The organism is Fusibacter sp. A1 (assembly GCF_004125825.1).
Taxonomy (GTDB): Bacteria; Bacillota; Clostridia; order Peptostreptococcales; family Acidaminobacteraceae; genus QQWI01.
This window is the reverse complement of record NZ_QQWI01000019.1, coordinates 1-11,909: the sequence shown is the minus strand read 5'-3', so window position 1 is coordinate 11,909 and position 11,909 is coordinate 1. Positions and strand designations below refer to the sequence as shown.

Sequence of the window (11,909 nt, the reverse complement as noted above, 5' to 3'; positions counted from 1 at the left end):
AGCTGGTTTTCTTCAAATATGACTATTTTTCCATTTTGCTGAATGTATCGATACATCCTTGGCATATCAATTTGCCTTTGAAGCTAGTTGTGTTTCCGGCTTCACCGCAAAGTACACAAGCAGGCTCGTATTTTCTAAGAATGATTGAATTTTCCTCAGTGAAAATCTCTAACGGGTCTTTGATATCGATACCCATCGTTCTTCTCAACTCGATAGGTAACACTACTCTACCAAGCTCATCTACTTTTCTTACCACTCCAGTAGCTTTCATATATAATTACCTCCAATTGACAATTGCATCTAATAATTAACGTCTATAGGTATTTTATAACATAATTATGAAGGAATCAAACAAAACCTTCATAATTATGTCTTTTTTTAGATTCTTGAAGTAATAATAACATTTTAGGCTGTAAATGAAGCAAATATGGTATGGCTTTGATGTTGAAAATCTCCATGCGAGATATTTCAACCAAGTAAAGTGATGCAAGATCTCTTATATGCTACTATATAGATGAACATGCAAGCAAGTGAACATTCAAGGAGGATTCTTATGAAAATCAGCCTCATCGGCCTTGGGGCGATCGGAGCTTCGTATGCGGCAATTTTAAACCGTCATGCGGGTGTCGATCTAACCGTCGTTTTGGATGACGACAGACTTAAGCGTTATCGGGAACAAGAGCTTTTAGTCAATGGAGCGGTGCAGACGTTCAACTATGTCGGTGCCAATGAAGCATCAGAGCCTGCCGATCTTGTGATCATCGCAGTAAAATATCAGGACCTGCCAGATGCAATTCAGGCTGTAAAACACCATGTGGGCGAGCAGACCACCATCATGTCGCTGCTAAACGGCATCGACTCTGAAGAAATCATCGGTGAAGTCTACGGAATGGACAAGATGCTATACAGCATGTGTCTTGGAATCGATGCGCAGCGAAGCGGGTTGAAAGTGGACTACGGCAGTGCCGGTCGAATCGTATTCGGTGAAAAATCAGGAGAACTGACAGACCGTGTTGAAAAGATCAAAAAAACGTTTGAGCTTGCAGGAGTCCCTTACGAATGCCCTAAGGACATGTACAAGAAGCTATGGTGGAAGTTTATGATCAATGTATGCAGCAATCAGCCGACGGCTATTCTGGGTGCGAATTATCATTACCTGAACACGCAGCACGGCCATGAACTGATGGCTATGATTGTACAAGAGGTAAGAGCGGTGGCACTAAAAAAAGGCGTCGAGATCACCGACGAGGACTTTAAGGCATGGCTGGTAATCTTAGAGAAAATGGTTCCTGAATCGAAAACATCGATGCTGCAAGACATCGACGCTGGACGACTCACGGAAGTGGATATGTTTGCCGGCGTTATCCGAAAACTTGGAGCGGAGCTAGGTGTTTCAACTCCCTATAACGACATGATGTACCATATGCTTAAAATGAAAGAACAGATCAATAGGAAGTAAAAAGAGCCACTAGTCCCTTAATGAAGCGATTAGTGGCTTTGTGTTTGAAGTCCTTTGAGGTAGGCCTCGAAGCGTGGGTGGGGTTCTTGTCTGATTTGCTGGGAAGTCTGGTCTGCGATAATCAGTCCGTCCTCCATAAAGAGTACACGGTCGGCTACTGTGAGCGCGAACTGCACCTCGTGGGTGACGATGAGCATGGTCATCTCCGTTTTCGACAGCGCTTGGATGACGGACAAGACTTCTTGAACCAGTTCGGGATCAAGCGCCGATGTGGGCTCGTCAAAGAGCACAAGATCGGGCTGATGGGCGATTGCCCTGGCTATTCCGACGCGCTGCTGCTGACCGCCTGAGAGCTGACTGGGATAGGCGTCGTACTTGTCACTCAGCCCTACCGTATCAAGCGTTTTATAAGCCAATTCCGTTGCTTCTTTTTTAGATAGATGATGTACGATCCGAAGCGGTTTTGATAAGTTGTCCCTCACGGTGAAGTGATCAAAGAGATTGTGGTTTTGAAAGACCATGCTGATGAGCTTTCGTAGATCCACATGGTCGTTGTGAGTGATATGTGCGACCTTCTTTCTAAAGCCCTTAAAGGCGTACTCGCCGGCTTGCGGAGTCTCTAAAAAGTTTATGGTCTTTAGCAGAGTCGACTTTCCAGAGCCGCTCGGTCCAAGCACTGCGATGATTTCTCCGGACTTGATATCGAGGTCGATCCCTTTTAGCACATGTAAATCACCATAGCTTTTGTGTATGTTTCTTAGTGATAACAGCATAGTACCTACTTTCTTTTATAACCTTTGCTGAAATGATCCTCTAGATGACTGTTGATCTTGCTGAGCACAATCGTCAACGACCAATAAATCAGGCCTACTGCAAGGTAGGTCTCTAAAAACCGGTAGTTGGCCGCCGCGTTCATTTTGGCTGTTCCCATGATATCTCTGACCCCAAGCATGAAGGTGATCGAAGTCCCTTGAATGATGCTGATAAAGGTGTTGCCAAGAGCTGGAATGGCTATTCTGTAGGCTTGGGGCAGAATCACATGAGTGAGTGTCTGCCAGCTTGTCATTCCAACGGCACTTGAGGCGTGAAACTGTCCAATGGGCACACTGGACAGGGCAGCCCGTACGACTTCTGAAATATAGGCGCTCGCGTTGATCGACATCACAAGGATAGCGGCCTGAACCGCACTTAGGCTTGCTAGTCCAGGTATCAGCTGCGGCAACCCGTAATAGAAAATGAACAGCTGAACCATCAGGGGTGTGCCTCTAAAGAAAGAGACGTATGCCGCCAGTGGCAAGGTCAATACTCCACGGTTTTTGAAGCGCAGGATTCCTATCACTGTTCCAAGCAGCAAGCCGAAAAGCATGGCGACACTTGCAATCGCCAAGGTGATTGGAAGTGCCGCGATAAGTTTTGGTATGACGCTGATAAATGCCTTTAGTTGAAATGCTTCATTCATGGTTTACTCCTGTGTGATATCGATCGGGAACCACTCCAGTGAAATGGAAGATAACGTACCATCCGATTTCAATGATTCAATCACCTCGTTCACTTGTAAAAGCAAAGCTTGAGAATCGTCTGTCTTTATAAATGGAAAGGCGTTGAACAGTTCGCTGACTGGTTCTCCACCAAGCTTGATGTCCAAACCCGATTCAGTCACAGCGGTAAGTCCTGCAAGCTTATCGTTAAGAACCGCATCAATTCTGCCAAGTGAGACATCTCGAAGAGAAGCCTGGTAATCCTCGTAGGTGATGATCTCAATTTCGTTTTCGACATCATACTCCCTAATGATCGTCTCATAGTTGGATCCTAAACTTACACCTACTTTTTTTCCTATGAGTGAACTAAGGTCTACGATGTCCTCATTATCGCTATGAACGACCAGCTGGGCTCCGTAGTAGACATATGGAACTGAAAACAGGTATTTTTCTTTTCTTTCGTCTGTGATCGTGATTTGATTGGCGATGGTGGTCAACTGACTATTGTCGAGTTTTCCGAATAAACCGCTGAATTCAGATGTTTCGAAGACGATCTGAGCCCCGATTCTTTCACCGATTGCGTTCCATACGGCAACATCAAAGCCTGTGAGTTCGCCATTCTGATCAATGAAAGTATAGGGTTTGTAACCACCGCTCATTCCCACCTTTACAATGGGCTTATCGCCATTTGAGAGTGTACCGACCTCTGTGTCGACTTTTCCTGTGGTGCAAGCAGTCAACCCCAATGTCAGTACAAGCATGGTGATCGTTAGTTTCAATAGATTTCTTTTCATGTTTCGTTTCCTCCTTAACATGTCGATAAATGCATCTTACAGACTAATACACACAAAGTCAATAGGAGTTACGTGTTTTTTAAAACCCTTTATTTTAGCGGGTTTTTCAAAACCTTGTTAATACTGTGGTTTTTGGTGTTATAAAATAATTGTAAAATAACTGTAATGTTTTGAATTCGAATTTCAGGGTACTGTTTCAATATTTTTTCATGGATAAAAGCCTAAATATGATATAGTAGTAAGTACAAAACCATGAACTATCGAATTTGGGGGATAAGATGTCATCTGTAGGTAGAGATATAGAAAACGCCATACAATCAATGCTCAATATTTCAGATGAATTTGCTAATCTGCAAGCTAAACTGGATAAGGCGAACAGTGATTTGAACATGCTAGAGACCTTATTCAGTGTATCTCGGTACATTGGATCAGATCCGGAAACACATGTCGTATTGTCGGTACTCGCCGACAGTATAAAAGGTGTGTTTGGAACGAGCTCTACGCAAGTCATCTTTGATGACCAGAAAAGGCATTTGAGTATCAGCAACGAATTATATGAACATTTCAATTTTGAAACACTAAAAAAAGCAGTCAGTGATAGCTTAGTGATCCATGACGTTTCAGAATCGTCGATCACTACGCTTGATAAAGGAACGCTTATTCTAATCAGATTAAGTGTCGGCGATGAGCTTTACGGATTTTTAGCTTGTCACTGGGCGTTTGCAAACGAGTTAAGCAAGAGTAGCCTTGTATTTTTACAGATCATCAGCACTCAGGTCAGCATGTACTTGAAAAGTGCCAAACTGATTGATGAATTTAAAAGCCTAGCGGTGATAGACCCTTTAACCGGTATCTATAACAGGTCTTACTTTTCAAATATTGAAGCGACGACTCAGCCTATCCTAGGTGAAAGTATCATCATGTTCGATATCGACCATTTTAAAAAGATAAACGATACGTGCGGGCATCAGTTCGGCGATGAGATTTTAAAGCATTTCTCAAAGATTTTGGCAAGGTATTCTGACACGCCGGGATCCTTCACTTTCAAGTTCGGCGGTGAAGAGTTCGTCATCAAAACCGACGGTGGGGAATCCAAGGCGCTGCACTTGGCAGATCAGGTCAGAAAGACCTTTACAGAAGAGACAGGATACACGGTAAGCGCTGGGATTAGTACGGTTGGGACGTCCTGCTGCATCAATTCCTACAGCCAATTGTTGAAGCAGGCGGATGACGCCTTATATGTGTCAAAGCAGTGTGGAAGAAATAAAACTACCGTGTCTACTTCGGATATTCAAGTATTGAAGCAGTCAGCCACGTCCTTGTCGAACTTGGTATCAAAATCCTTTAGGCAACAGACCTCAACTTCAATCTTCAGGTTCAAGCTTATGAACTCTACACTGCTTACAGAAGAGCAGTTTGAAGAAGTCAGGACTGTCTTTACAGGAATTGCAAGATTATACGACGAAGTGTTTTTCACGGCTTCTTTGGATGTGCTTCTGATCGTTTATGGTAAGATCGATGTGGATCAGTTTGTGATTCGCGCGTTCAAGACACTCAAGGAGCAACTTAGCCATATCAGCTATGACATCCATTCCTTAGATGCCATTTTCAAAGAAGTGATCATACACAGCAGCAGGGTCTCTGAACTTTCTCAGATATTGGGGGCAGAACTTGGTTACGATGCGAAGGTGCTCAATCAAATCAGATTGGCCTGCGAATGGCACGATGTAGGAAAAATCTGCACAGATCCTGTGATCTACAGCAAGACGAGTCCGCTGACTTCTAAGGAGTATGAAGTGATAAAACTTCATTCGTGGCTCAGCTATTCGATCGCTTACAATCATCCGATTCTTTCTGAATTTGCCAATTGGGTTCTTTATCATCATGAGGACTTCAACGGTCGGGGATATTACGGAATCAAAGGAAACGACATTCCATATCCGGCTCAAATCATCAGCCTGGTAGACAAGTTTGATGCCCTCACAGAGCATAGGTGCTATCGACCCGCTTACAGCTGGCAGGATGCACTTTCTATCCTAAAAGAAGAGTCAGTCAAGTTTGACAGTGTTCTCTTCAACCACTTTGAAAAAATGATTCATAAGATGATGCAGGAAAAGCCACTGGTGATTCTGGATCAGAACATGATCTCCTAGACAAACGTACAACTTCGGTTGTGCGTTTATTTTTATTTATTGGGTATAACAAACTTAAATCAGCCATTTAAGGAGGAACTCATGGAACATTCAGTTACCAAAAGATTTGGGATATTGACAGCCGGTGGAGATGCGCCGGGCCTAAACCCTGCTATTAGAGGCATATGTAAGGCGGCATACAATGAATACGGTATGGAGATAGTAGCGATCGAAGACGGATTCAAAGGGCTTGTCGAAGGGCATATGCATTTGATGAAACCCAGTGAGTTTTCTGGCATCATCCACAAGGGGGGCACGATCTTAGGTACCTCTAGAGAAAGGCCCTTCAAGGACCCTGAGAAAGTGAAGAAACTCGTCGAGAACTATAAAAAATGGGAACTCGACTGTCTTGTATGCCTTGGTGGCAATGGCACTCAAAAAAGAGCCCTGATGTGCAGTGAACTGGGACTGAATGTGATACACTTGCCAAAAACAATCGACAACGATGTGTTTGGTTCTGATATGTCGTTCGGTTTTCATACAGCACTTGATATGGCCACAGACGCTGTGGACAGGTTGCATACAACGGCCGCTTCACACAAACGCGTGCTGATTGCAGAAATCATGGGAAACGCTGCGGGGTGGCTTGCCTTGTATGCGGGAGTGGCTGGTGGTGCGGATGCCATCATCATCCCAGAAATTCCTTACAACATCAAAAAACTAAAAAAACATGTGGACGAGAGACTTGAAAGCCGTGCAGGATTTTCTGTGATCGTTGTCGCAGAGGGTGCGATTTCTGTTGAGGATAGCGAGCTTTCCAGAAAAGAGTTGAAAAAAATCAGAACCAAGCAGTCCAGTGCCGCGATCAGGGTATCTGAAGAACTAAACGCCTTAGGTGACTACGAAGCTAGGGTATCGGTACTTGGCTACATGCAAAGAGGCGGTTCGCCGGCGGCATATGATAGGGTGCTTGCGACACAGTTCGGTACAAAGGGCGCAGAACTGATGGCAAAGGGAAACTACGGAAAAATGGTTGCCTTAAGGGGTATGGAAATCGTAGCGGTTCCGCTTGAGGAGGTTGCTAGAAGAACAAAATTCGTACCAAAGGACCATATTGCGATCAAATCTGCAAAGCTTGCAGGAACAATCTTTGGCGACTGATAGATGATGAGAAGGCATCCTACAAAAGGGTGCCTTTTTTAACTTCCTTTATTTGACGAACAATCATCGATAGTTTAGAATTAATTAACTGACATCGACACAAGATAATGAGGAGAAACGATGACCCCAAACATAATTGAACTTATTAAAGAACATGAAGTTCTTCAAGAGGTAGTTGAGGCAAGACAGGTATTTTGGATCAATCCCAAACTGAAATCTACAAGCGAGGTCATGGACCATTTAGAGATAAGCATCGACGACGTGTACGACGCAAGCGAGCGCCTAGACAGATTCGCCTCTTACTTCAAGGCGGCTTTTCCTCAGACGACCGCCAGTGGTGGAATCATCGAATCGAAACTGGAAGAAGTCGCTAACTTCAAATCTGAGGTTGAAAGGCACTACCAACAAGACATACCCGGAAACCTATACATAAAACTAGATTCTCATTTACCTATCGCTGGCTCCATCAAGGCACGCGGAGGGATCTACGAAGTCATTAAACACGCTGAAGCATTGGCCTTATCAAGCGGTAGACTCAAACTGACAGACAGCTATGAAGTGCTTAACTCGAGTGAAATGCATGAGTTTTTCTCGCAGTATTCCATTGCAGTGGGTTCAACAGGAAATTTAGGACTAAGCATTGGAATCGTAAGTGCAAAGCTCGGATTCAACGTGTTTGTGCATATGTCATCAGACGCGAAAGCCTGGAAAAAGGAGATGCTTCGATCAAAAGGGGTTACCGTCGTGGAGTATGATTCCGACTACAGCGTTGCTGTAGAAAAGGGTAGAAAACAGAGTGAAAACGATCCCGACATGCACTTTGTGGATGATGAGAATTCAAAAGACCTATTTATGGGTTATGCAGTAGCTGCCCTGAGACTCAAGGAGCAACTGAAAGAACGCGATATCATCGTAGATTCGGATCATCCGCTCTTTGTATACCTGCCATGCGGAGTAGGCGGTGGCCCGGGTGGTGTTGCATTCGGTTTAAAGTGCATATTTGGAGATGACGTCCACTGTTATTTTGTCGAACCGGTACAATCGCCTTGCATGTTGATAGGAATGGAGACTGGTTTACATGATAAGGTATGCGTACAGGAATTTGGACTTAGCAACAGCACCCAAGCGGATGGCCTTGCAGTAGGTAGAGCATCAGGCTTTGTAGGACATGTTATGCAGGGCTTGCTGGAAGGCATCTATACCATTGATGATGACGAGCTGTTCATCCTACTGAAAATGATGGCGGACACCGAGCAAATATGGCTTGAGCCCTCGGCACTTGCTGGAATGAAAGGTCCTGTGCTAGTAACTGAGCGTAAACTGGCTACTGAAAATTCGACCCATATCATGTGGGCTACAGGTGGTGGAATGGTGCCAGAAGATGTAATGAAAAATTATTATGAAAAAGGGATTTAAACGAGTAAACTAGATATTGGTAGGGTATTTGTTTTATAATGCCAATCGTTGTTATTTAGTCGAGGTGACCCATGAAGTATTTAGATGCATTTTTAGAGCAGGCGGAAGTATTGAACTTGGACCGATTCATAAAACAGTATCATGAGATCTCTGGAATGACCTGCCTGATCAAGTTAGAAGGCTATGGAGAGTTCATCGGTGCAGGTAGGCGCACCATCTGTCATCTGGTCAATGAAAAAGATCTTGATGTGAAGAAATCGTGCATGCAAAGGGATTTAGGAAAGCTTAATGCTGATATACCCTCTTTTCAGCAATACGAATGCCCCTTAAAGCTAATTGAATACGCAAGACCGCTGGTCATTGATGACCAGGTCTTGGGTTATGCATATGTGGGGCAGGTATTATCAAACAAAATTGATCAAAATACTGTCACAGAAGTGTCATCGATTTTGGGCTTCAGCGAAAGTGATGTGGAGCTTTTTTATGAGGAACTTCCTGTCCTATCTAAAAAACAGATCAATAGCCATATCGCGTTTTTCAACAGCCTGATGGATCTGTGGTTAGGTAAGATCACCGATTCGATAAGATACAACGAGAATGCTACGGTTCAGAATGAGAAAATCGCCAGAGAACTGCATGAAAGGTTCTTAATCGACAAGGCGAATACATATATAGCAAAAACGGGTTGGTCTGAAACTGGGGAAAGTTTTTTAATCAGAACTGCAACCTTTATTGCAGAACTTTTGGAAGTCGATCAAGTCATGATCAACGAGTTCAAACCGCCTAGCCAAGTACAAACTCTAGCGGTGGTCGATAGGGGTGTAGTAAAGCCAAACTTTACCTACGATCTTCATGGCACCCCATGCGAAAACGTGATCGGTAAACAGTTCACCTATTATCATCTGGACGTATGCGAGTGTTTCCCTGAGGACATGGCACTTGTACATAACAACTTCAAGTCCTACGCTGGATTACCCCTATGGAAGGCGAGCGGTGAGCCCTTAGGGCTCATTGTCCTATTGGGGCGAAAAAAATTCTTAAGCGAAGAACTGACAGAACAGTTACTGACCACTTTTTCTGTTAGGATCGCACACGAGATGCAGTATCAAGAGTACATAGAAAGCGAACTTGAACGAAGTCAGCAACTGGAGAAAATGGTTGTTGAACGCACAGACGAGTTGACTTCGATGAACGAAGAGCTTTTAGCAACGCTTGACGAGCTACAAAATACGCAGATGAAACTTATTGAGAATGAAAACAAGCTTGCGGTAACAGCCATTGTCAAAGGATTGAATGATCGACTGGGAACCCCCTTAGGCAACCTGTTCATGAGCTTCTCATTTTTTGATGAACTGATCACAGAAAATAGGAACGAGCTCATCCGATACATCGATGAGCAAGCGGTCGAAGGCTTCAGGTATTCCCATGATGTCATGAAAAAAAGCATTGACCAGCTAATTGAAATCAATACGAGCATGCGTGAGGTCCTAAGCACTCAAAACTACGGAGCCAAGGAAGAAGTCAACTTATATGAATCGGTAGTGACATCGCTGAATACCTTCACAGTAGATGGGATGACCGATCAGATCAAGGCGAACATTGATGTTTCAAAAAACGTGACCATCAAAACCTATCCAAAGTCATTTGATGTGATCATGGGTCAGCTACTTGCTTTTACAAGGTCTAATATTTCAGAAACAACAAAGCCAGAAATCAGCATCAGTACAGAACTTCATAAGGACAGCGTCAAGTTCACCTATATCGACTCGAATGACTACAAGCATATTGACCTGGAGAGTCTGTTCCATCCATTGTCCAACTATTCAAGGGGGAAGAAAAACACGGGATTTGAGATGTATACCGTTCATCATGTGGTTACAGAAAGAATGCGTGGGAGCATTCGTGCCTCAAAAACGGACGACGGGTTCTTGTCACTGGTCATGGAACTGCCAAAGTAGGGCTCAAATTCGATGTAGCTATTTGGTTAGTGGTCATGTATAATAGAGTGTTGTTAATTAGAACCATAATGAAAGAAGGCTATTGATGAAACCGATCGAATACAGAGCGAAGTGTGAAGGCATGACCCAAGAAGGAAAAGGACTCTTCAAGTACAGAGGTAAGTTGATTGAAGTTTCAAATTTTCTTACTGGAGAAGAGGCCGAACTACTTATATTCAAGCAAAAATTCGGGTTTTCCGCCCGTGTGAAAGAAATAATCAAAGCAGCTCCAGACAGAGTCGCAGCACCATGCCCCTACTACGAGCAGTGCGGTGGATGTCAGTTACAGCACATGTCGATTGACGCACAGAATAAATTTAAGCAAAAGGCTGTCACCAAACAGCTTAAACCATATGGCAAGGCAATGCCGATCATCACCATGGAAGATCCATATGAATACAGAAACAAAAGCCATTACTCCTTCGGGCTTGATTATAAAAAACAAGTCATCTCAGGAATCTACGCTGAATACAGCCATAAGATCATATCGATCGACCATTGTCTGATCCAGAACCCAAAAGCCGACAACATCGTCCTTACGATAAAAGAACTGATGAAATCCTTTAAAATGAAAGCTTATGTCGAAGATGAAGGACACGGATTCTTAAGACACATCCTGATTAAAACAGGCAGAGTCAGCGGCCAGATCATGGTGGTGCTTGTAGTGGCGGACAAACTGTTCCCATCTAAAGCCAACTTCGTCAGTGCGCTGCTTGAAAGACACCCAGAAATCACTACGATCGTCATGAATGTAAACAACCAAAAGACAAGCATGATACTTGGTTCACACGAAACGATATTGTACGGAAAAGGATTCATAGAAGATACACTTAGCGGACTTCATTTCGAAATCTCGCCAAAATCCTTCTATCAGATCAACCCTGTACAGACAGAAAAACTTTATCAAAAGGCCATCCAAATGGCAGGTCTGACAGGCGACGAGGTAGTTATCGACACCTACTGCGGAATCGGAACCATCGGCCTGATCGCGAGCAAACATGCAAAAGAGGTCATTGGAGTCGAGCTGAACAAGCAGGCGGTAAGAAACGCCATCGATAACGCCAAGAAGAACAATGTAAAGAACATCAAATTCTATCAGGCGGATGCCGGCGACTTTATGGTAGAAATGGCCGACCAAGGCAAACACGCCGATGTGGTCATCATGGACCCACCAAGAAGCGGCAGTGATAAAAAGTTTATCGACAGCCTAGCAGAACTTGGTCCAAAAACAATCGTCTACGTGTCGTGCAACCCTGTGACACAAGCAAGAGACCTAGGCCAGCTAAGCCACAAAGGCTACAAGGTAGAAAAGATCCAACCGGTAGACATGTTCCCACAGACCTACCACGTGGAAACAGTCGTTCTACTAAAAAAAGACCCGAACGCCAAGGTTGTGCCAACAAAAGTGGTTGAACCAAAGACTGCAGAACCAAGAAAAGCCACAGCTAAAAGAGCTACGTCTAATAAGAGCA

At 43.9% G+C, this 11,909-nt stretch carries 10 protein-coding genes; 6 read left to right on the top strand and 4 right to left on the bottom strand.

The window, feature by feature from the left end; all coding sequences use genetic code 11:
• Positions 1 to 22: 22 nt before the first annotated feature.
• Positions 23 to 271: an AbrB/MazE/SpoVT family DNA-binding domain-containing protein gene (locus tag DWB64_RS18340; RefSeq protein ID WP_129489676.1), complete on the bottom strand. Its 249-nt coding sequence runs from the start codon at positions 269 to 271 to the stop codon at positions 23 to 25.
• 282 nt (positions 272 to 553) lie between these two features.
• Between DWB64_RS18340 and DWB64_RS18335 the strand changes: the two genes are divergently transcribed.
• Entirely contained in the window at positions 554 to 1,459 is a 906-nt protein-coding gene (locus tag DWB64_RS18335; RefSeq protein ID WP_164980494.1) for a ketopantoate reductase family protein, read from the top strand.
• Positions 1,460 to 1,488: 29 nt separating this feature from the next.
• Here the strand turns inward: DWB64_RS18335 and DWB64_RS18330 are convergent, their stop codons facing one another.
• From DWB64_RS18330 to DWB64_RS18320, 3 genes are read right to left on the bottom strand one after another with little or no spacing between them, the layout of a single operon-like run.
• Complete coding sequence (locus DWB64_RS18330; RefSeq protein ID WP_243119005.1) at positions 1,489 to 2,232, bottom strand: amino acid ABC transporter ATP-binding protein; 744 nt, start codon at positions 2,230 to 2,232, stop codon at positions 1,489 to 1,491.
• 5 nt (positions 2,233 to 2,237) lie between these two features.
• Positions 2,238 to 2,918: an amino acid ABC transporter permease gene (locus tag DWB64_RS18325; RefSeq protein WP_129489674.1), complete on the bottom strand. Its 681-nt coding sequence runs from the start codon at positions 2,916 to 2,918 to the stop codon at positions 2,238 to 2,240.
• A gap of 3 nt (positions 2,919 to 2,921) precedes the next feature.
• On the bottom strand, positions 2,922 to 3,731 hold the full coding sequence (locus DWB64_RS18320; RefSeq protein WP_129489673.1) for an amino acid ABC transporter substrate-binding protein: 810 nt from the start codon (positions 3,729 to 3,731) through the stop codon (positions 2,922 to 2,924).
• A gap of 278 nt (positions 3,732 to 4,009) precedes the next feature.
• Between DWB64_RS18320 and DWB64_RS18315 the strand changes: the two genes are divergently transcribed.
• The 5 genes from DWB64_RS18315 to rlmD form a co-directional block, all read left to right on the top strand.
• Positions 4,010 to 5,884 (top strand): diguanylate cyclase, encoded by a 1,875-nt coding sequence (locus tag DWB64_RS18315; RefSeq protein WP_129489672.1) that lies wholly within the window; start codon positions 4,010 to 4,012, stop codon positions 5,882 to 5,884.
• A gap of 81 nt (positions 5,885 to 5,965) precedes the next feature.
• Positions 5,966 to 7,024 (top strand): 6-phosphofructokinase, encoded by a 1,059-nt coding sequence (locus tag DWB64_RS18310; protein WP_129489671.1) that lies wholly within the window; start codon positions 5,966 to 5,968, stop codon positions 7,022 to 7,024.
• Between the two features lie 120 nt (positions 7,025 to 7,144).
• On the top strand, positions 7,145 to 8,440 hold the full coding sequence (locus DWB64_RS18305; RefSeq protein WP_129489670.1) for a D-serine ammonia-lyase: 1,296 nt from the start codon (positions 7,145 to 7,147) through the stop codon (positions 8,438 to 8,440).
• A 71-nt stretch (positions 8,441 to 8,511) separates the two neighbouring features.
• Complete coding sequence (locus tag DWB64_RS18300; protein ID WP_129489669.1) at positions 8,512 to 10,398, top strand: PocR ligand-binding domain-containing protein; 1,887 nt, start codon at positions 8,512 to 8,514, stop codon at positions 10,396 to 10,398.
• An 85-nt stretch (positions 10,399 to 10,483) separates the two neighbouring features.
• Positions 10,484 to 11,909: 23S rRNA (uracil(1939)-C(5))-methyltransferase RlmD (rlmD, locus tag DWB64_RS18295; RefSeq protein WP_129489668.1), on the top strand; the 1,426-nt coding region annotated here is incomplete at its 3' end.

Bases quoted from the DNA above. Each gene is read 5' to 3' on its own strand.
- DWB64_RS18335 (WP_164980494.1), top strand. From the start codon at position 554: ATGAAAATCAGCCTCATCGGCCTTGGGGCGATCGGAGCTTCGTATGCG.
- DWB64_RS18310 (WP_129489671.1), top strand. From the start codon at position 5,966: ATGGAACATTCAGTTACCAAAAGATTTGGGATATTGACAGCCGGTGGA.
- DWB64_RS18305 (WP_129489670.1), top strand. From the start codon at position 7,145: ATGACCCCAAACATAATTGAACTTATTAAAGAACATGAAGTTCTTCAA.
- DWB64_RS18325 (WP_129489674.1), bottom strand. From the start codon at position 2,918: ATGAATGAAGCATTTCAACTAAAGGCATTTATCAGCGTCATACCAAAA.
- DWB64_RS18340 (WP_129489676.1), bottom strand. From the start codon at position 271: ATGAAAGCTACTGGAGTGGTAAGAAAAGTAGATGAGCTTGGTAGAGTA.
- DWB64_RS18330 (WP_243119005.1), bottom strand. From the start codon at position 2,232: ATGCTGTTATCACTAAGAAACATACACAAAAGCTATGGTGATTTACAT.
- DWB64_RS18315 (WP_129489672.1), top strand. From the start codon at position 4,010: ATGTCATCTGTAGGTAGAGATATAGAAAACGCCATACAATCAATGCTC.
- DWB64_RS18300 (WP_129489669.1), top strand. From the start codon at position 8,512: ATGAAGTATTTAGATGCATTTTTAGAGCAGGCGGAAGTATTGAACTTG.
- DWB64_RS18320 (WP_129489673.1), bottom strand. From the start codon at position 3,731: ATGAAAAGAAATCTATTGAAACTAACGATCACCATGCTTGTACTGACA.